Genomic DNA, 19,519 nt, shown 5'->3' on the forward strand with positions numbered 1-19,519 from the left:
GGTACGAAGCTCGTTCGATCGAGACGCCAGGCAGGTCTCCATAAACCTTGGTATGCGTGTTTCATCCGTTTCCATATTGCAGGTTTACCCGCGTACACTTGAGAGCGCGTTCAGCCGCATTCTAGTGTCGGGAAATAGCGGCAGGCGCAGATTGCGGATGCCCAAGAATTCAGGCGACTCTCCAAATGGCTCGCCTGTCCACCGCATTCAGGGCGTGTCGAAGATGTATAAGAACCAGTGTGATCTGATGCCACTCGGTTACGCCATCGATGAGGCGCCGCGCATCGAAGGCCTGCCCGCAGACGTCAAAACGTCGACAGAGATGCTGGACGAGGCGGAAAAGCTCCGTGGTGCAGACAGGTTCTGGCTAGTCCAATCGCCTCGTCGGCATCTTCCGGGATATCTCGCGCAGGGCATTGGCCGGATGACGAGTGCGAACCATGAGATCGCTTCGTCGCGAGTGAAGGCGCACGGCACGGTGCAGGCGAGGAGCGCCGCGCTCCGAGGGAGCATGGCAGCGCTTTTCAGTATTGATCAGCGGTTCGGCGACTAGCGAATTCTCGTGACCATCTCCGCTCTTAATTCCACTGGCGCAAGGAAGCCCGCCATGAACATTGCCGCATCCCGGACTGCGGAAGCTCCTACTGCGCGCGCTCAAGTGCAGTGGAGCCTTCGCTGGGAAAGCGAACTGCGGCTCGCTGATCATGCCGAGCTCGCCGAGTTCTTCCGCAAGAGTTACGGGCCGACCGGTGCGTTCAATGCGCAGCCATTTGAGGGCAACCGAAGTTGGGCCGGTGCAAGACCTGAGGTCCGCGGAATCGGTTACGACGCGCGCGGGGTAGCTGCTCACATCGGGCTACTGCGCCGCTTCATCAATGTTGGTGGGGTCGATCTTCTCGTGGGGGAACTGGGGTTATATGCGGTGCGTCCGGATCTTGAAGGCCTGGGAATTAGCCAGGCAATGCGCGTGATGTATCCCATGCTGCAGCAGCTTGGGATTCCATTCGGCTTTGGCACGGTTCGGCCTGCGCTCGAGAAACATATGACCCGACTGGTCGAAAGGCAGGGGCTCGCAACCCTCATATCTGGCATTCGCGTCCGCTCCACGCATCCGGATGTCTATCCCAATTTGTCGCCGATCCGCATCGAAGACGTGATCGTGGTGGTTTTTCCGGTTGGACGCTCGATAAGCGAGTGGCCGGCCGGGACGATCATCGATCGGAACGGGCCCGAGTTGTGAAAGAGCTTTTCCCCCTATCTGCCGTCCGTTGCGACTACGCTGACGTGAGTGGAAGTCGCCCCGTCTATTTGACCTTTGATGATGGGCCAAATGCATTTTGCACGCCAGAGGTGCTCGATGTGCTGGCGCAACATCGGATTCCGGCGACGTTCTTCGTGATCGGCACGTATGCGGCCGAACAACCTGAACTCATTCGACGAATGATCGCGGAAGGGCACGAGGTTGCGAACCACACGATGACGCATCCGGATCTGTCCAGATGCGGACCAGCGGAGGTACGCGATGAAGTTCTGGCGGCGAGCGAGGCGATCCGTTCGGCGTGCCCGCAGGCCTCACCCAGGCACATGCGAGCACCTTACGGCATGTGGACACAAGAGGTGCTCGCTGTGTCAGCGAGCGCTGGTCTCACAGCTGTGCACTGGTCGGTCGATCCGAGAGATTGGTCCCGCCCCGGGGTTGATAGAATTGTGAATTCAGTACTAGCGAGCGTTCGCCCGGGTGCAATTGTGCTCCTGCACGACGGATATCCTCCTGATGAGGAGCGACCGTACACTGATGCCACGCTGCGCGATCAGACCACCATCGCGCTGTCACATCTGATCCCGGCGCTACAACGACGCGGGTTTGTAATCCGTCCACTCCCTCAACTTCACTGAAAAAACTGAGACCTTATGGACCTGCTCGCTACAACCAGTGCTGTCGCTGTTTCGTCTTATGCGCTGCTCTCGACGATCTACAAGAGCGCGCAAGCGCTTTATGCCCAACCGCCGGCGAATTCATCGTTGCAGGACAACCTGGGACGATCGGAAGCGGTCCTTCCCAGTGTAGACGTCATCGTACCGTGCTTCAACGAGGATCCAATCACGCTCGCCCAATGTCTGGACTCGCTTGCGAGTCAAGACTACACGGGAAAGCTACAGGTCTATGTAGTCGACGACGGATCTGCAAATCGCGACCTTGTCGCGCCTGTGCACAAAATCTATGCGAACGATCCGAGGTTCAGCATCATCTTGCTGGCGAATAACGTTGGAAAACGCAAGGCGCAGATCGCCGCCATACGCAGCTCATCCGGTGACCTGGTTCTCAACGTTGACTCAGATACGATACTTGCCGCCGACGTCGTCACGAAGCTTGTATTGAAGATGCACGACCCGGAAGTCGGTGCGGCCATGGGTCAGTTGGTAGCGAGCAACCGCAGCCAAACCTGGCTGACCAGGCTGATCGATATGGAATACTGGTTGGCATGCAACGAGGAGCGCGCGGCGCAGGCGCGTTTCGGTGCCGTCATGTGCTGCTGCGGCCCATGTGCCATGTATCGTCGCTCGGCGCTCGCCTTGCTTCTCGATCAATACGAAGCCCAATTCTTTCGTGGGAAGCCGAGCGATTTCGGCGAGGATCGCCATCTAACGATCCTCATGCTCAAGGCGGGATTTCGAACGGAATACGTCCCGGACGCGATCGCAGCAACAGTCGTCCCGGACAGCCTTGGGCCATATCTACGCCAGCAACTCCGCTGGGCGCGCAGTACCTTCCGGGACACGTTCCTTGCATTACGCCTGCTGCCAGGGCTCGACGGCTATCTGACGCTAGACGTTATCGGGCAAAATCTCGGCCCGTTACTTCTCGCCCTGTCATCACTGGCTGCGCTCGCACAGCTCCTAATCGCCGGCTCTGTACCCTGGTGGACGGGATTGACGATTGCAGCAATGACAATGGTCCGCTGCAGTGTGGCAGCCCTTCGTGCTCGCGAATTGCGGTTTCTCGGCTTCGCGCTCCACACACCGATCAATATCTTTCTCTTACTTCCTTTGAAGGCCTATGCGCTTTGTACCTTGAGCAACAGCGATTGGCTATCGCGCAAGGTCGCCAATGTGCCGGCCGAAGGGGAAAAGCAGTCTGTCATCCTGCACCCGAACGCTGGACGACATGCTGCAAGTAAAAGGGGAATGTCTGGAACAATTCATAAGGCGGGGCTTTCGAGCCCTGAATCAAGCCTGACGGCAGCGAAGAGCGTTTGCGGTTGCGATCGTTCGACCGCCTGCAAGTAGGTGATAGGCGCATGATCCCGGACGCAAACCATCAGCTATTAGAGCGAGAGTTGTCTGCCGACGATCCATGGCGCCTCGACAGTAGTTCCTTCGAGCAGGAGCGATACGCGCAAATGCTCCGGATGTCGCGTTGCAATGGAGACCTTGCGTGTGCCCTCGAAGTGGGATGTGCAGCCGGTGCATTCACCGGCATGCTGGCGCCGCTATGCGCACGACTCACTGTTGTCGATGTCATGCCGCAGGCGATCGAGCGAGCGCGACGACGCACCAGGAAGTGGTCGCATATCACGTGGGTGACCTCCGACATCCAGCGGTTCTCCACCACGGAGCGGTTCGATTTGATCGTCGTGGCCGAAGTTCTTTACTACCTCAAGGACATTGTCGAGATGCATGCGGCTATCCGCAACCTAGTGAGTATGCTTGCGCCAAATGGAGCTCTGATTTTCGGGTCCGCACGTGATGCCACATGTCAACGATGGGGCCATGCTGCTGGTGCCGAAACGGTGATCGCTCTCTTCAACGAGAGCCTATCGGAGGTGGAGCGTCTGCATTGCCACACCGAGTCGGTCAACGAAGACTGCTTGATCGTCCGGTTCCGGAAGCCGGGTCATTCGTCAGAACAATCAAACGTCGGCCACTAGACCAGGGGATCGTATGCGCATCTGCGGCATCAAGTTGACACATGACGGGGCAATTTCTGTAGTCGAGGACGGGCGGCTTGTCTTTTGCACCGAGCAAGAGAAGCGCGGCAACAGTCCACGCTATCAATCCGTCGAGAACCTCGATGCAGTCGTGCTCGCCTTGGCGGAGCATGGCCTGGATCCGCGGGATATCGATCAGTTCGTCATCGACGGCTGGGATGGGGAGATTGAGTCGCAGTTCCAGGTCCTAAGTGGCGCTGTGCCGATCGCGCTGAAAGGGGCGCCGTATGTCGAGCGCCATGCTGAGGGCCTTCTTGATTCCGTCGACGGCTTTGGCCTGATCCTCGGAGGCAAGGTGTTTCCATATAAGAGCTACCCGCACGTCACGGGCCACGTCGCGTCAGCATATAGCACCAGTCCCTTTGCCAGCGCGGGCAAACCCGCGTTCTGCCTGGTATGGGACGGCTGCATCTTTCCGCGTCTTTACTATGTGGAACCCCGGGGGGCACGGTTCATCGCATCCCTGTTTCCGATGATCGGCCATGCCTATGCTGCCGCGGGCCTTCACTTCGGCCCTTACAGGCAGCCGAACCGCTCCAGTTGGGATTTAGGCATCGCCGGCAAGCTGATGGCTTACATCGCACTTGGTTCTGTCGACGAAAGCATTGTGGCAGTGTTTCAGGAGCTCTATGAAAAGCGCTTCGCCGCTGACACGGAGCAGGCTCGTCGCTACCGCGCTGACATCAACAATGCAGAATCGTCGCTTGCAGCTGTGCACGACTTCTTCGAGGCAAGCTCCTTGCGCCTGACGGCCAAGCGAGCGGAGGACGTCCTTGCGTCGTTTCATGTGTTCGTGGAACGTCTTCTTGTCAAGGAAATGGCGATGGTTCTGCTGCGATACTCGTCGCTTCCAGGAGCGCGAAATCTATGTATCGCCGGAGGTTGCGGTCTCAATATCAAGTGGAACAGCGCGCTTCGTGCGGCGGGATTGTTCGATGACGTTTGGGTGCCGCCGTTTCCGAATGACAGCGGCTCGGCAATCGGCGCTGCTTGCGGGGCGATGGCGGCGCAAAATGGCTTCGGGCCATTGGAATGGTCAGTCTACAGTGGTCCGGACCTGCAGGACAGCGAGCTTCCGCCGGATTGGGAGGCGGCGCCATGCAGTCTGCGTGAACTTGCGGCGATTCTGGCCGACAACAAGCCGGTCATCTTCCTTTCCGGGCGCGCCGAGCTTGGGCCGCGGGCGTTGGGCGGCAGAAGCATTCTTGCAGCGCCGACCTCCCCGGCGATGAAGGATCATCTCAACGACATCAAGCGGCGCGAGCACTTCCGGCCAGTGGCGCCGATCTGTCTGGAGGATCGCGCGCCAGAAATTTTCAGCCCAGGTACGCCAGATCCTTACATGCTGTTCGATCACCAGACCCGGCCGGAATGGCGCGACAAGGTCCCCGCTGTGGTCCATCTTGACGGCTCCGCTCGGCTGCAGACAATCTCCCGCAACTCTCCGCACAAAATCGCCGCGCTTCTCGCCGAATTTGAGCAACTCACGGGGATACCGCTGCTCTGCAACACGAGCGCCAACCTCCACGGACGGGGATTTTTCCCGGATGCTGCCGCGGCCTGCCAATGGGGGCGTGTCGAGCATGTGTGGTGCGACGGCCAGCTCTGGACCAACAAGGTGGTAAGGAAGCCATTGTCGGCCGAGCGACTTCTGTCAGCCTAAGAGTGACCATGTCCACCGTAGCAATCGAGCTTGCCGGCGTGAAAAAGTCATTTGGCGACAAGGTCATCGTCAATGAACTATCGTTCTCGGTTGCGCGCGGAGAATGCTTCGGCCTGCTTGGCCCAAATGGAGCTGGCAAGAGCACGATTGCGCGTATGCTCCTCGGCATGATTTCGCCGGACGCAGGCACGATTACGGTCCTCAATGAGCCTGTGCCTTCCCGCGCTCGTGTGGCGCGTGTGCGCATCGGCGTGGTGCCGCAGTTCGATAACCTTGAACTCGAGTTCACCGTTCGAGAGAACCTGCTCGTGTTTGGTCGCTATTTCGGCATGAGCGCTCGCAAGATCGAGGCGGTCGCGCCATCGCTGCTCGAGTTTGCGCGCCTCGAAAGCAAGGCGGACGTGCGCGTCTCCGAGTTGTCCGGTGGCATGAAACGCCGGTTGACGCTGGCGCGTGCGCTAATCAATGACCCGCATCTGCTCGTGATGGACGAGCCGACGACTGGTTTGGATCCGCACGCCCGCCACCTGATTTGGGAGCGTCTGCGAGTTCTGCTTGCGCGGGGCAAGACGATTCTCTTGACCACTCACTTCATGGAAGAGGCCGAACGCCTGTGCGATCGGCTGTGTGTCCTCGAGGGTGGACGCAAGATCGCCGAAGGCAAGCCGGACGGCCTGATCGATGAGCATATTGGCTGCAACGTGGTCGAAATCTATGGCGATGATCCACATCAGCTCTGCGAGTTGATCAGGCCGCATGCACGGCACATCGAAGTGAGTGGAGAGACGCTCTTTTGTTATACCCCACATCCGGACCAGGTACGCGTGAAACTGCGCGGGCGAGCGGGCCTTCGTATTCTGCAGCGCCCCCCTAATCTCGAGGACGTGTTTTTGCGGCTGACCGGGCGCGAGATGGAGAAGTGAGCGATGGGTGAAAGTTTTGCGGCGGTAATGCCCGCGAACGCGTACAATTGGATTGCGGTATGGCGTCGGAACTTCCTAGCATGGAAGAAAGTCGCACTTGCATCGATTCTCGGCAACCTCGCAGATCCCATAACCAATCTGTTTGGCCTCGGCTTTGGCCTTGGACTGATCGTGGGGCGCGTTGAGGGGACGTCGTACATCGCGTTCCTGGCGGCAGGCATGGTCGCGACCAGCGCCATGACGTCGGCGACCTTTGAAACCATGTATGCAGCCTTTGCACGCATGGACGCCAAGCGCACCTGGGAAGCAATCCTCTCCACTCAGCTCACGCTTGGCGACATCGTTCTGGGTGAACTGGTGTGGGCGGCCAGTAAGTCCGTTCTGGCCGGAACAGCGATCGGGATCGTCGCTGCCACGCTGGGTTATGCGTCATGGCCATCCATTCTGTATGCGATGCCAACAATCGCCCTTACTGGCCTTGTCTTCGCCAGCCTTGCTATGGTCGTCATAGCTCTTGCGCCAAGTTACGATTACTTCGTGTTTTACCAGACACTTGTTCTCACTCCTATGGTGTTTTTGTGTGGCGTGGTCTTTCCGGCGAGCCAACTGCCCGGCTCATTTCAGCAGTTCGCCGGCTTGTTGCCTCTCGCACATTCGGTCGACCTTATTCGCCCAGCGATGCTCGAGCGCGGCGCCGACAGCGCTGCCCTGCACGTAGGTGCGCTCTGCGTTTATGCGGTCTTGCCCTTTTTCGCGTCGACAGCACTATTTCGACGCCGCCTGCTGCGTTGACGTGAGTTCAGCGAAAATGGAGAAAGTCACATCGATGCAATGTCACGATGCGTTCTGCGGCAGCTCGGGATGACCCGATCTGTCACAGCAGCTGCTTCAATGGCCTTAAGAGGCCCCGATCGAGCAAGGTCTACGGCCGTCTGTTCGGTCGATCGGTGCGGACGCCAGCACCGGTACTTTCTGAGCGCCTGTCGCTAGGCGCCGAGACGGACTTTGCAAAGTTGTGTGTGCTGCCTGGCCCGCGCACCCGACGGAGCGTGACTGTAAAGATTGAATAGGTGGGACGCAGTTGGCGTTCCCGTCATGGTCAAATGGAGAACGGGATGTTGTGCCTGGGAGTGAGTGGCGGTCTTGACAGAATCTATGAAAGCTCGCCGGAGCTGCCGAATACATTTCTTCACGATGGCGCTGCGGTTCTTGTGCAGGATGGCCGCGTGATTGCTGCTGTCGAAGAGGAGCGCCTCAACCGCGTCAAGCACTCCAACAAGTTTCCGAGCAATTCGATCCAATACTGCCTTTCTACCGCAGGAGTTGAGCTCGGCGAGATCGACCGTATCGCGTTCTACGCGACTGAAGCCTACTGCAACACCATGCTCGAGCGTCTTTCTGTTTCTCAGCCCGTTCCGTTGGACGCCAAACGTTTGCTGCGCCAGCTGCTGGCACGGGAGTTCGGCGCTGAGATCGATCCGTCGCGGCTTTCCTTCGTGAATCACCACGAAGCGCATGCCGTGAGCGCGTTTGCCATGTCCGGCTTCGAGCAAAGTCTCGTTTTTGCGATCGACGGCGGTGGTGATTTTCTCTCCGGCTTATTGGCGGTGGGGTCTGGTACCGAAATTGCGCAACTTGCAAGCTTCCCAGAACATAACTCCCTGGGGCTGTTCTATCTCGAGACGATCCGATATCTCGGGTACGGGTTGTTCGACGAGTACAAAGTGATGGGGCTTGCCCCGTATGGTGATCCCGCTCCCTATCGCGAGCTCTTCGCGCAGTTCTACGAGTTGTTGGAAAACGGTGGCTATCGCGTTCACCTTGATCGGATCGGTCCGGCCCTGGTCCGCAACATCGAGGTTCGGCGAAAAGGAATGCCATTCACCCAACAGCATCGAGATGTCAGCGCTTCGCTGCAGGAGGCGCTGGAGCGGATCGTGTTTCACATCCTACGGCACCATCGTGAAGCGACGGGCATTACACGCTTGTGCTTGGCTGGGGGAGTAGCCCATAATTGCACGCTGAATGGTAAGCTGCTTTATTCCGGGCTATTTGACGACATCTTTGTTCAACCCGCGGCGCACGACGCCGGTTGCGCGCTCGGCGCTGCGTTGATGCTGTCAAACGAGCTGGGCAGGCCGGCGCCGCGGGAGCGACTGCCGGACGTTTATTGGGGGCCCGATCTCGGCAACGAGCAAGCCGTTGAGCATGAGCTCAACGCATGGTCAGGCCACCTCGACATTCAACGAAGTGATGACATAGCATCCAGTGCGGCAGACTGGATGGCGAATGGCGATGTCATCGGCTGGGTTCAGGGCCGCTCTGAGTTCGGCCCACGTGCGCTTGGTAACCGCAGCATTCTTGCGGACCCGCGGCCTGCGGGAAACAAGGGCCGCATCAACGCGATGGTCAAGAAGCGCGAGGGCTATCGCCCCTTTGCGCCATCTGTACTGGAGGAGGATGCGAGCGAGTTCTTTGAGCTCCCGGACGGCACGCGGCAGCTCCCCTTCATGAACTTCGTGGTTCGTGTGCGGGAAGCCAAGCGTAACGTGCTCGGTGCGATCACACACGTTGATGGGACCGCTCGACTGCAAACAGTATCGCGCAAGGCAAACCCCGCCTACTGGGATGTAATTAATGCGTTCAAGAGGCGAACGGGCATCCCAGTTCTTCTGAATACCTCATTCAACAACAATGCCGAGCCGATCGTGGAGTCCGTGTCAGATGCGATCACCACGTTCTTGACGACTGACCTGGACGGACTTGTCGTTGGGCCGTTCCTCGTCAGAAAGCGGCCAGCATCACTGCAGGATTGGAGTGCGCTGAGCGTTTCATTGCCGCCGTATGCATCCCTTCATCGTGTTCGCTCCCACACAGCGCCAGATCGTCAGGAAACGGTCTGCGAGATCCGCACGGGACGTTCCGCCCACGACAGTATGCGTATCTCACATGAGCTTTTCGAGATCTTGATGCGGATCGAGGGCGAGGCGTCGCTCGGCTGGCTTCTTGACGCAACCATGCAGGACCAGGCCAAGCGTGAAGATCTCGTGAAGGAACTGCGGCTCGTGTGGGAGCTGCGGGGCGTTCGGCTGCATCCGCCGCGCGCGGCTTGCGGCTGCAATAAAGTGCAAAGCGAAACATAGCCGGAACTCATGAGCATGGTCATGCCTATGCCTGCATGTGAGGAGGCCAGGCCATCCGACGCGCGGGGATCATCGGGCGTCCGACTGGAAATCGGGCACGTCGACGCAACACCGCTCAGGAAAAGACAGAAAGTGTTGCGAGAACGCGGCCCATCACGCATAGCGCTGCTATGAAGTTCTACCGACGCAGCTCGCCGGCACGGCGATTTCAGACCGTAACGTCGGACAAGATGATACGTGAGATGTCTGCAATGGCGTCTCTTGTCCAACCAGGAGCCCGGGAAGAGGCAATGCAGAGCGGTTCGATGAATGATAGGTTCGTAGTTTCCCGGCGACGCACGGGGTTCGGCGACTGCCTGTGGTCACTGGCGGCAGCTTGGCGTTTTGCAAAGCAGACAGGACGGACGCTAGCCATCGATTGGAGGGGATCTTGCTATCTCGATGAGCCATCCACCAACGCCTTTCCAGTCTTCTTCGAACCGGTTCAAGACATTGCTGGCGTGCGGGTGATTTGCGACGACAGGATCAATCAGTGTTCATTTCCGGGACCATTCTTCCCGACATGGTGGAACAAGCCATCCATCGATTGCGTCTATCGCCCGGACGAGCAGATTTTCCGGGAGCGCGACGAACTCGATCAACTGTTCCAAAGTCACAAAGATAGTGACGCTAACACGGTTGTGTGTGATGCGTGCCTGATGTGGCGCTGCGATCAGGAGGCCGAACGAGAAATCTTTCGGAGCATCAAGCCACGACCTGAAATTCAGTCTCGGATTGATGCTATCTACCGCGAGCACTTTGAATCGTACAGCGTAATCGGCATCCATGTCCGGCATGGCAACGGCGAGGACATTATGGGGCATGCTCCCTACTGGGCTGACCCGGAGCGCGCCTTTCGACAGGTCTGTAATGCCATTGATAAGGCTAGGGGGTTACCCCACGCAAAACCCGTGAAGGCTTTCCTGTGCACGGACAGCGCGATCGTCCTTGAGAAGGTTTCGGCTATATTTCCTGATGTTTTCACGATTCCAAAACAGTTCCAGGCACCTCAGGCCGGCCCATTGCACAACGCCGCGCTCGGAGCCGAGGGCGGCTTTTCCGCCCTCATCGATATGTACCTCCTTGCGCGCTGCGATACCGTGATCCGTTTTCCCCCGACGAGCGCCTTTACGCGCTATGCGCGTCTCTTTGCCCCACGCGTTATAGAATTCGATTTGAAGGATCCGAGCCGATTGATCCTGATTGAACAAACCTCGCGAGAGCTCGTGGATTCATGAAAGTCGTAGCCCGCCTGATCGATCTGATTGCCGCTTTTTGCATCCAGCAATATTGGCAGATCTTTTCGGGGCGGCAATTGTCTGTCCAATGTGAAGCTCTGTCGCGGACTTCCACCGAAGAACAGCGCGACGCGGGGTCCGAATGTCTTCCGCTCGACGTCGACAACAGTGACCTTAACATGCTGCCGCCCCGGTAAACAGGTGTAACACGTCTTCGTCTTCGACTCGGGGAGGCCGCAAGTCGAAGCTCATCGGTGGTCGGTCGCGGATGGACATATCGAAAGCGTCTCCGTTCAGCCGCCGAGTTCCGTCTTACGGTCGGTACTCGCTGGTTGAACGGGCGCTATCGGAGATTCACTGTTGAAGAAACATTCAGTGCGCCAAGTCGTGGTCCGGGATCAATCCGCCCGGCGATGTGCCAGTGCTGGACACAACAGAGCGGGGCGCGAGGAAGTCGGCCGCAGTTGCGGACAAATCTAACGTACAGGTTGGTAACGTCAGCTTTCGTTTGAAGCGGCTACTGGCGGCGGCCGCTATCCTAGGATGGTTGCCTGACGAGAGGCGCTGGCCATTGCTTGACTCTTCCAGTTGTGCGATCAGGAAGGAGAGCGCGGCTCGTCGCCTTATCTTTACGACGGCGAGTGTGCTCGCGACATTGCGTAGCTGATGCACCAGCGCTGTCACAAAACACACGCAGCGCGTCTTGAACCCGCCAAGCATTCCGCGTGCGCGACATTAGGACGCAAAACGGAAGCGGATTTACATGCATCGCAGTGGCCTAAATCCTGCTACGCGTGCGGCGCGCAACAGGGGAGGAGGCGGGCGTGGGTCTGGATCTGCCAAATGACGATCTAATCAGAGGCCCGCTGCCCGAAACACATTTGGCTTGCCCGTTTCAGGTCGATAAAGCCCGTGTTCATGGCGGAGAACAGAAGGCGATGTTGCTCACCGGAGCATCGCGCGGAATTGGTCATGCCACTGCCAAGCTGTTCTCGGAGGCGGGCTGGCGCATCATTTCTTGCGCGCGTCAACCGTTCGACGGCGAGCGATGCCCCTGGGGGGCAGGGAACGAAGATCATGTCCAGATCGACCTCAGCAATCATCGAATGCTGCCGCGCGCGATCACTGAGGTCAAGAAACGCTTGGCCGGTGCACCTTTGCACGCGCTAGTGAACAATGCCGGTGTTTCGCCGAAAACGCCCGCTGGCGATCGGATGACGTCGTTGACGACGTCAATCGAGACTTGGATGAAGGTGTTCCATCTCAATCTGGTGGCCCCGATCCTGTTGGCGCAGGGCTTGTTTGACGAGCTAAGAGCCGCGTCAGGATCGATCGTGAATGTGACTTCGATTGCGGGCTCGCGGGTGCACCCGTTTGCCGGCAGTGCCTATGCGACGTCGAAAGCTGCGCTTGCGAGCCTCACACGCGAAATGGCCCACGATTATGCGCCGCATGGCATTCGCGTGAATGCGATCGCGCCCGGCGAAATCAGGACGGACATGTTATCGCCCGATACAGAAGCGCGTCTCGTGCCAAGTATCCCGCTGCGCAGAGTGGGAACCCCGGATGAAGTGGCCAAGGTCATCTTTTTCCTGTGCTCAGATGCGGCCAGCTATGTCACGGGAGCCGAGGTGCCGATCAATGGTGGGCAACATCTGTGAATCGGCCGGCCTTGGCTACGCAGCTGACTTGAGCTGCAGCAGCGGTGCTTATGTTCTCCGCTGACGACGTGCACGCAATCCGCAAAAATGCCATGAAAGCACACCGTAAGTTTACCGTCGTGCCATGAAAAGGTGTTACGGTTCTATGTCATCTCGTCAACACTTGGCGTTAGAGCGAGAGTGACATGCAAAAAGAAGCTCGCCAACCAGGACAAGGTACCAGGGAGGATGATCAAGAGAACGGAGGCCGCCTCATGCTGGATATACCTTCCTCACGTGAAAGACCTGCCTCGCAACCTGAGCCGGAGGGTAATCTCTCGGGGGAGCCGTTGCGTGAGAGCGCGCTAACCGGCATCTTCGAAATATCGAAAATACTCGCCGCTCCCTCGCGGCTCGAAGTCACGTTGGCCAACGTTGTTGGTCTTCTGCAGTCGTTTGTGCAGATGCGACACGGCATCGTCTCACTGCTCGATGACGACGGCATGCCGGACATTACAGTGGGCGCCGGCTGGAGCGAAGGCAGCGACGAACGTTATCGGATGCGATTGCCGCGGACGGCAATCGACCAGATCATCGCGACCGACAGGCCTCTTGTCGTCGAGAACGTGGCCGCCGAGCCGTTATTCAGCGCTGCCGACCGGGAAGTGCTCGGCGCCTCGGATGATATGCCAGTGTCGTTCATCGGGGTTCCGATTCGCATTGATCCGAAGGTCGTGGGTACGCTGACGGTTGACCGCATCCGCGACGATAGGTCGAGTCTCGGGCTCGAGTACGATGCGCGACTGCTCGCCATGATCGCTAACCTGGTGGGACAAACAGTGAAGTTACATCGCTTGTTCGCCTGCGATCGCGAACGACTGATGGCGGAGAAAGACCGGCTACAAAAGCAAGTACTAGAGCTCAGGCAACCCGCTCGGGAGCGCAAGAAGCTACACGCCCATGGGATCATTGGGGACAGTCCAGCCCTGCGCGGGCTGCTCGAGAAGATTGCGGTTGTAGCCAGATCTAACAGCACGGTTCTGCTGCGTGGCGAATCCGGTACCGGAAAGGAACTCGTAGCCAAGGCGATTCACGAATCATCGTCCCGCGCCAGGCGCCCGTTCGTTAAGCTGAATTGCGCGGCGCTTCCTGAGACCGTCCTGGAATCCGAATTATTCGGACATGAGAAAGGCGCCTTTACCGGTGCGTTCAGCTCGCGCAAGGGGCGCTTCGAACTTGCCGACAAAGGAACGCTGTTTCTTGATGAGATCGGCGAGATCTCAGCTCCGTTCCAGGCGAAGTTGCTGCGCGTTCTGCAAGAGCAGGAGTTCGAGCGCGTCGGCAGCAACCAGACTGTTAAGGTCGATGTTCGAATAATAGCTGCGACCAACAAGAACCTTGAAGAGGCTGTCGGAAGGAGCGAGTTTCGCGCGGACCTTTACTATCGCATCAGTGTAGTTCCCTTACTGTTGCCACCTCTGCGCGAACGACGCAGTGATATCCCGCTGCTTGCGAGGGAGTTCCTCAGAAATTTCAATAACGAGAACGGCCGTACGCTGACCTTGGAGGCGAGTGCGATCGATGTACTGATGAACTGCGGCTTTCCGGGAAATGTCCGCGAACTCGAGAACTGCATCGAGCGTACAGCGACGCTGTGCGCGGGATCATCGATCGTGAGAAGTGACTTTGCATGCTGCCACGGCCAGTGCCTATCTGCGATGCTGTGGAAAGGCACGTCGGACGAGAGACCAGACCAGCCCGCACCCATGCCATCGGTGCCCGCAAAGTCCACCATTCCGCTAGCTCAGCCGATCCAGCCGGTCCAGTCTGTCGCCGGCGAACTGGCCTCACTGGGGCCTCCCGGCACAGTTCTCGTTAGTGGCGCGAAGATGGCCGACCGCGAACGGGTCATTGCGGCCATGGAAAGATCTGGCTGGGTGCAGGCGAAAGCAGCGCGCCTGCTCGGACTAACGCCGCGCCAGATTGGCTACGCGCTGAGGAAATATGGAATCGAGATAAAGCGGTTCTGAACGACGACATCGGTCGGAACTGCTACTGCCAAATAGCTATCCGAAGACGATCTCCGATAGGTAAATTCATCACAGTCTGAAGGAAATGGGTCCGCCCACGGGCGCGACTTGGCCCCGAGCGTCACCGTGCGCGCTTGCGGGACTGCTGTCGAAAGGCGGGCTCACCTGGTTCGATGACAGAGGACTTTGCTCGCAATGACATACTTAGCGTCACCTGCGGGCCATGCAATCGCGAGCAGTCGGTTGCTGAACATCTAACAAGCGTCATGCCTATCCGTCGATCAAGGTCGGACTAAGTCAACCGGTCCGCCGGCCGCTGGTGATTGGCGGCGGTGGTCTGTCGCAAGCCATGCTGGCGCGCGCCCTGCGGAAAGCGCTGTCGCAGTCCTGACTATGTTAGCATTCGTTCGTCGGGAAGCGGGCTAGAGGGACGCATTACCCGGTCTAAGCCTCTGTGATGGCAAGCCGATCCCAAAAGGGCGGGCGATGGTACAACACTTGCTGTGCTCTCCGCACTGTCGCAGCTTTTGGAGCAACACCGTGCACAATGTCGTCTGCATCAAACAGGTTCCGGACTCGGCGCAGATCCGCGTGCACCCCGTGACCAATACAATCATGCGTCAGGGAGTGCCGACCATCATTAACCCATATGACCTCTTCGCCCTCGAGGCCGCGCTGGAGCTGCGCGATCGGTTCGGCGGCGAAATTACGGTGCTTACAATGGGACCGCCATCGGCGGAGGATTCTTTGCGAAAGGCGCTGACTTACGGCGCCGATCGCGCCGTCCTACTCACCGATCGCTGCTTTGCGGGCTCCGACACCCTGGCCACAACGTATGCACTTGCAACAGCCATCCGAAAAATCGGTAAGGAATATGGCCCGACAGACCTCATCTTCACGGGAAAGCAGACCATCGACGGCGATACGGCGCAGGTTGGGCCCGGCATCGCAAAGCGACTGGGCGTATTGCAGCTAACCTACGTTGCGAAAGTCAGATCCTTAGATCTCGCCGCCCATACAATTGAGGCGGAACGACGCTCCGAAGGTGGTGTTCAGGTGCTGCACACGAGGCTGCCGTGTCTGATCACAATGCTGGAGGCAACGAATCAGATTCGGCGCGGCGCGATGCCGGATGCGTTGCGTGCCGCGCGTGCCCAAATCGTTAAATGGAGCGCAAACGATGCCGGTATCGAAGACGTCTCCAAATGCGGCCTCAAGGGATCGCCGACCGTCGTCAAGCGAGTGTTCGCTCCCTCTGCGCGGGCTGAGAAGGCAGCGCTGGTCGAGGCCGGCGAGCAACCGGCGCAGGCGTTGATAGACGCAATTTTCAAGCATCAGCCGAAGCTCGAAGCCGATCTTGCTGCACTTGTCCGTGACACTTGATCTGGGCGAAACGGTCCAAGATGTACCAACACCATGAGGCACCCGCATCCAGTGAGCGCGCAAGATGTAGCTAGGCATCTCAGAACGCGACCATTCTGGTCCATGGCGTTCTTCGATTGCTCGCGGTCACCTGGGACCGCTGTTCCGTAGACCAAATTATGGCCTCGATCGATGCCCGGAGTTGAACGCGATTGGCAGGCGCATCGACAAAGGGCTGCGCATGCGTCCAGATGCCACTTTATGGACGTGTTCGACGGCGTTGAGGCGACTGCCTCTCGCGTACTTGTCACGAGCGAAGACGGATTACGTCAGCGATCGGGATCACCATGCTAGCGCCCAAACCCCCAAAGCGTTTGTCGAGCTGATCAGGGCGTGAAGCCGACCTATGTGGCACTTTGGACCAATCTCCGCGATTCAATATGCCTATACCCCATCGTGAGTGGCGGCTGGCTGTTCGCCGTCTGGTGTCCGACGACCGTGCAAGCGCTGTCAGGTTCAATACACTTGCGATGAGGAGTCGGTCGCGATTTTGTCGATGTATTCAGAGTCTGTGGAGCGAGTGCACGAGTTGGCACGGTGATTGCTGTAAGCGTGCAAGAAGACATCGTGGTGGCACTCGCGAACGTGAAACATAGCGGCGGTCTCTTTAAGAAGCTCGTGCCGGCCAGCAGCCGGCATTTCGCGCTGTTTGCTAGCGAAGGCCAAGCGCCAAGTAGATGCGGATAGTCCTTGCAATGCTGTACGAGGCTCATATCGGTGCGATCGACTGGCAGGAGCAGCAGCAGCGAGGGCCTGCGCGGCGCAATATCTCATCATGACTCTGCAAGCGTATGCTGGCCTTGCCGGGAATTCGCGGCATCGAAGTTTTCGTGCACCGGAATCCGTCTGGATCGCCGCCGCTCAGTTGATCTACGCGCTCCCTTCGATGCGAGTGAGCAGCGCTGAACATGCCGCTGCTCCGCTACCGCGAAGGTGGCCATCAAGAACGTCGCCTGGATGGTGAGCGCGAACACAAGCCCATCAAAACCAACAAACTCGCGGTAGCCAATAATTGGGCGGATACGAAATGTCTTCGTCAAAGACCGTTCCCTCCTCATCACCAGGGGTCAAATGACATCTCAAGCGTCTCGACTTACACCCGATCAGCCTCCGCAAATATGCTGCGAGTATTTGACTGAGCAGGCGCGAGTCCTGTTCGGCCGGCACCCGTTCGCTGCGGAGATGTCCGAGGACCAGATCGCTCGCCTGTTGCCTGAATATCTGGCGATGTCACAAGCGTTCCCATACCTGCAGGCGGGGTCGCAACGGGATCTCATTTTTGATGCAATGAATCACAATCGGGATATTGCGAGAGACGTTGAACTGACCAGCGTGGTCGGAAATTTCATCTGTTGGGATGAGACGGGAGGTTATGGCCAAATTCTCCAGGGTGGCAAGGCGGCGCTACCCGACATTCTGGTGACCGAGAACTTCCACGCCAACCTGCTTAGAAAGGATGCGTCACAACTACTCGGCAGAGCAATACAGCCCTACTACAGCGCCACAACGAAGCGGTACCTGCTTTCTCTCTATGCGGGATTGTCATCGAAAGATCCCTTAGTACGTTGCGCCTACATGGTCGCTTTCGAGCTACACGCTGCGGACATGATCCAGTCGCTATGGACCACTCTGGTCAAAACCTTTAAGGCGCGGCCTGACGATCTGGAGTATTTCCGCAGCCATGTCGGCGGAGAAGATCCCGCGGAGAAGTATCACGGAGAAATGACAAGCCGACTGATTGGCGAACTTATCCCGGCTGACCGTAATGATCGCTTTTTAGATGAATTCGATCGGGCCTATCGGCTCAGCCTACAGTGGTGCCGCGATCTGCTCAGAATTGTCTCACTTAAGGGAGATCGTCACTCGGAGATCGAACACCATGGCCGTTGTCATTGTGGTTCTGTCAAGTTCTACGTCAAAGCACCGCGAGAGCTCTCTGCAGTTCGATGCAATTGCTCAATCTGCCAAATGTCTGGATTTCTGCACTTGCTCGTACCTGGCAATAAGCTTGGCATTGAGTGCGGCGAAGAATTCCTCACGGCGTATCAGTTCAACAAGAACATCGCTCGGCACACGTTTTGCCGGGTTTGTGGCATAAAACCATTCTATAGGCCGCGGTCGAACCCCACCGGGTTCAGCGTAAATATTCGATGCCTCGATAAAAGGACCATCGAACGCATAACAGTAAGCGAGTTCGATGGCGAGCATTGGGACCAAGCATTCCGCTCGATGCAGCAGGACCTTCAGCCCTGCGTTGAAGACAGACCCTGGAGTGAACTCGAATGGCGCGCGTAATGAATCATAAATCCCGTCTGCTTTCAGAAGAAGCTTTGACAAAATACCGCATAGAGCTGTTGGTAAAGGGGACGGTCGTGATCGGCCCCCAGATATTGTTCACCCAAGATGACTTGGCCAAGATCGATCAGCTGCAGGCTGAGATTCCCGAAGAAGAAGTGAGGGTGGGAGATGCCGGCGACTCGCACAATGTTTTCGTCAAACGCGTGAGGGTCGACCCGCCCGGCCGCGCTCCTAGCGACGCGAGCGGTGCAGCTCCAGGGCAGATCATGGAACTACTCGAAAGGAAAGACCGCAGCTTCGCGCTAAGAAAGATTTTGGGAGCCACGTCGGATTACATGATTCGCCGATGCCAAATGCATCGGATGCCGCCTGGTTCCTTTGTTGGCATTCATCTGGATGCTGCGAGCGACCCTGATTTCGAGTACGCGGTGATTGTGCAGCTGGCGAGGGACTTCGAGGGGGGTGGGTTCGTGGTATATCCAAACGGGTACGAATACCAGGTATTCCGACCGCCATTTGGCGCCGTGCTTATCACCACATGTAAGCTCCGGCACGAGGTGAAGCCTGTGCTGTCCGGCGAGCGCAGATCGCTGGTCTACTTCTGTTCAAAACGAAGCGGCGCGAACCGCCGGATCATCGAAAGTTCTACCGCTGGCGTATGAGGTGGGGTGGCCGAAAATTCGCTTTCGAGTGAACTTGGTAAGGGGTGAGCTCTCAGGAGAGTGGGGAGCTTGGCCATCTTGTGTCACTGTCCAAAGGCGGCCAGGGCGATGAGCATGTGGAAGAGTTGCCACGGAACGAGCCCGATCTTGCCGCCCAGACCCGATTCGTTCAACCTGCGCGAGCCCAGCTGCTGCGCTTGATCCGAGCCGGAGCGACCGCGTACAAACCTTCCAGCAGATCGTCAATGATCAGGATGGCTACGATACCGCCTGTCCTGCCCGGGAACGATGCTGGCGTTACTGGCGGCGGCGCCCACTGGTCGCTTCTGTTGGTTGTTCGGCGCGTGCCTACCGCGCCGGTTGCCTATCACTATGACTCCGCCTGGTCTTCCAACAGTACCGTTGCAGAACAGCTCGCCGCACGTCTGGGCTTCCGCCTGCAAGCGGCCCGCTGGCCCGGCAGCAGAACGGC

General features: G+C 58.2%; 17 protein-coding genes and 1 pseudogene. 17 read left to right on the top strand and 1 reads right to left on the bottom strand.

Annotated features, from left to right (window positions below; all coding sequences use genetic code 11):
* The first annotated feature begins 157 nt into the window (after positions 1-157).
* The 14 genes from CVM73_RS41240 to CVM73_RS31110 all read left to right on the top strand — a co-directional run bounded on the left by CVM73_RS41240 (position 158) and on the right by CVM73_RS31110 (position 16,048).
* Positions 158-553: a hypothetical protein gene (locus tag CVM73_RS41240; RefSeq protein ID WP_245452481.1), complete on the top strand. Its 396-nt coding sequence runs from the start codon at positions 158-160 to the stop codon at positions 551-553.
* 54 nt (positions 554-607) lie between these two features.
* Positions 608-1,240 (top strand): NodA family N-acyltransferase, encoded by a 633-nt coding sequence (locus CVM73_RS31050; RefSeq protein WP_100235582.1) that lies wholly within the window; start codon positions 608-610, stop codon positions 1,238-1,240.
* Positions 1,237-1,896 (top strand): chitooligosaccharide deacetylase NodB, encoded by a 660-nt coding sequence (gene nodB / locus CVM73_RS31055; protein ID WP_100235583.1) that lies wholly within the window; start codon positions 1,237-1,239, stop codon positions 1,894-1,896. Before CVM73_RS31050 ends, nodB begins: the two co-directional genes overlap by 4 nt.
* 15 nt (positions 1,897-1,911) lie before the next feature.
* Positions 1,912-3,288 carry a chitooligosaccharide synthase NodC gene (gene nodC / locus CVM73_RS31060; protein ID WP_100235584.1) on the top strand — a complete coding sequence of 459 codons (1,377 nt, stop codon included), beginning with the start codon at positions 1,912-1,914 and terminating at the stop codon, positions 3,286-3,288.
* Between the two features lie 11 nt (positions 3,289-3,299).
* A complete protein-coding gene (gene nodS, locus CVM73_RS31065) occupies positions 3,300-3,929 on the top strand; it encodes a nodulation methyltransferase NodS (RefSeq protein ID WP_100235585.1) in 630 nt (209 codons plus the stop codon).
* A 13-nt stretch (positions 3,930-3,942) separates the two neighbouring features.
* Positions 3,943-5,652 carry a nodulation protein NodU gene (nodU, locus tag CVM73_RS31070; protein WP_100235586.1) on the top strand — a complete coding sequence of 570 codons (1,710 nt, stop codon included), beginning with the start codon at positions 3,943-3,945 and terminating at the stop codon, positions 5,650-5,652.
* A gap of 8 nt (positions 5,653-5,660) precedes the next feature.
* A complete protein-coding gene (gene nodI / locus CVM73_RS31075; protein ID WP_245452482.1) occupies positions 5,661-6,575 on the top strand; it encodes a nodulation factor ABC transporter ATP-binding protein NodI in 915 nt (304 codons plus the stop codon).
* 3 nt (positions 6,576-6,578) lie between these two features.
* A complete protein-coding gene (locus CVM73_RS31080) occupies positions 6,579-7,367 on the top strand; it encodes an ABC transporter permease (protein WP_100235588.1) in 789 nt (262 codons plus the stop codon).
* Positions 7,368-7,690: 323 nt separating this feature from the next.
* Positions 7,691-9,718 (top strand): carbamoyltransferase family protein, encoded by a 2,028-nt coding sequence (locus CVM73_RS31085; protein WP_158237627.1) that lies wholly within the window; start codon positions 7,691-7,693, stop codon positions 9,716-9,718.
* Between the two features lie 170 nt (positions 9,719-9,888).
* A complete protein-coding gene (locus CVM73_RS31090) occupies positions 9,889-10,995 on the top strand; it encodes a nodulation protein NodZ (protein WP_100235590.1) in 1,107 nt (368 codons plus the stop codon).
* On the top strand, positions 10,992-11,192 hold the full coding sequence (locus tag CVM73_RS31095; RefSeq protein WP_100235591.1) for a hypothetical protein: 201 nt from the start codon (positions 10,992-10,994) through the stop codon (positions 11,190-11,192). The genes CVM73_RS31090 and CVM73_RS31095 overlap by 4 nt, the downstream gene beginning before the upstream one ends.
* A 627-nt stretch (positions 11,193-11,819) precedes the next feature.
* Positions 11,820-12,656, top strand: coding sequence for an SDR family NAD(P)-dependent oxidoreductase (locus CVM73_RS31100; protein ID WP_100235602.1), 837 nt, complete (start codon positions 11,820-11,822; stop codon positions 12,654-12,656).
* A gap of 254 nt (positions 12,657-12,910) precedes the next feature.
* Positions 12,911-14,665: a nif-specific transcriptional activator NifA gene (gene nifA / locus CVM73_RS31105; RefSeq protein ID WP_430641326.1), complete on the top strand. Its 1,755-nt coding sequence runs from the start codon at positions 12,911-12,913 to the stop codon at positions 14,663-14,665.
* A 540-nt stretch (positions 14,666-15,205) separates the two neighbouring features.
* Entirely contained in the window at positions 15,206-16,048 is an 843-nt protein-coding gene (locus CVM73_RS31110; RefSeq protein WP_100235603.1) for an electron transfer flavoprotein subunit beta/FixA family protein, read from the top strand.
* Positions 16,049-16,860: 812 nt separating this feature from the next.
* Here the strand turns inward: CVM73_RS31110 and CVM73_RS39420 are convergent.
* Entirely contained in the window at positions 16,861-17,127 is a 267-nt protein-coding gene (locus tag CVM73_RS39420; RefSeq protein ID WP_146006685.1) for a hypothetical protein, read from the bottom strand.
* 142 nt (positions 17,128-17,269) lie between these two features.
* Between CVM73_RS39420 and CVM73_RS31120 the strand changes: the two genes are divergently transcribed.
* The 3 genes and pseudogenes from CVM73_RS31120 to CVM73_RS40750 all read left to right on the top strand — a co-directional run.
* On the top strand, positions 17,270-18,382 hold the full coding sequence (locus CVM73_RS31120; protein WP_245452483.1) for a GFA family protein: 1,113 nt from the start codon (positions 17,270-17,272) through the stop codon (positions 18,380-18,382).
* Positions 18,370-19,047: a 2OG-Fe(II) oxygenase gene (locus CVM73_RS31125; protein ID WP_100235595.1), complete on the top strand. Its 678-nt coding sequence runs from the start codon at positions 18,370-18,372 to the stop codon at positions 19,045-19,047. Before CVM73_RS31120 ends, CVM73_RS31125 begins: the two co-directional genes overlap by 13 nt.
* Positions 19,048-19,292: 245 nt before the next feature.
* A pseudogene (locus CVM73_RS40750) lies at positions 19,293-19,519 on the top strand (hypothetical protein); the annotation flags it as partial.

Source organism: Bradyrhizobium forestalis (assembly GCF_002795245.1).
Taxonomy (GTDB): domain Bacteria; phylum Pseudomonadota; class Alphaproteobacteria; order Rhizobiales; family Xanthobacteraceae; genus Bradyrhizobium; species Bradyrhizobium forestalis.

Coding starts and splice junctions, on each gene's coding strand:
- CVM73_RS31085 (WP_158237627.1), top strand. CDS start 7,691: ATGTTGTGCCTGGGAGTGAGTGGCGGTCTTGACAGAATCTATGAAAGC.
- CVM73_RS41240 (WP_245452481.1), top strand. CDS start 158: ATGCCCAAGAATTCAGGCGACTCTCCAAATGGCTCGCCTGTCCACCGC.
- CVM73_RS31120 (WP_245452483.1), top strand. CDS start 17,270: ATGTCCGAGGACCAGATCGCTCGCCTGTTGCCTGAATATCTGGCGATG.
- nodC (WP_100235584.1), top strand. CDS start 1,912: ATGGACCTGCTCGCTACAACCAGTGCTGTCGCTGTTTCGTCTTATGCG.
- nodI (WP_245452482.1), top strand. CDS start 5,661: ATGTCCACCGTAGCAATCGAGCTTGCCGGCGTGAAAAAGTCATTTGGC.
- nodU (WP_100235586.1), top strand. CDS start 3,943: ATGCGCATCTGCGGCATCAAGTTGACACATGACGGGGCAATTTCTGTA.
- CVM73_RS31095 (WP_100235591.1), top strand. CDS start 10,992: ATGAAAGTCGTAGCCCGCCTGATCGATCTGATTGCCGCTTTTTGCATC.
- CVM73_RS31090 (WP_100235590.1), top strand. CDS start 9,889: ATGAAGTTCTACCGACGCAGCTCGCCGGCACGGCGATTTCAGACCGTA.
- CVM73_RS31050 (WP_100235582.1), top strand. CDS start 608: ATGAACATTGCCGCATCCCGGACTGCGGAAGCTCCTACTGCGCGCGCT.
- nodS (WP_100235585.1), top strand. CDS start 3,300: ATGATCCCGGACGCAAACCATCAGCTATTAGAGCGAGAGTTGTCTGCC.
- CVM73_RS31080 (WP_100235588.1), top strand. CDS start 6,579: ATGGGTGAAAGTTTTGCGGCGGTAATGCCCGCGAACGCGTACAATTGG.
- CVM73_RS31125 (WP_100235595.1), top strand. CDS start 18,370: ATGGCGCGCGTAATGAATCATAAATCCCGTCTGCTTTCAGAAGAAGCT.
- nifA (WP_430641326.1), top strand. CDS start 12,911: ATGCTGGATATACCTTCCTCACGTGAAAGACCTGCCTCGCAACCTGAG.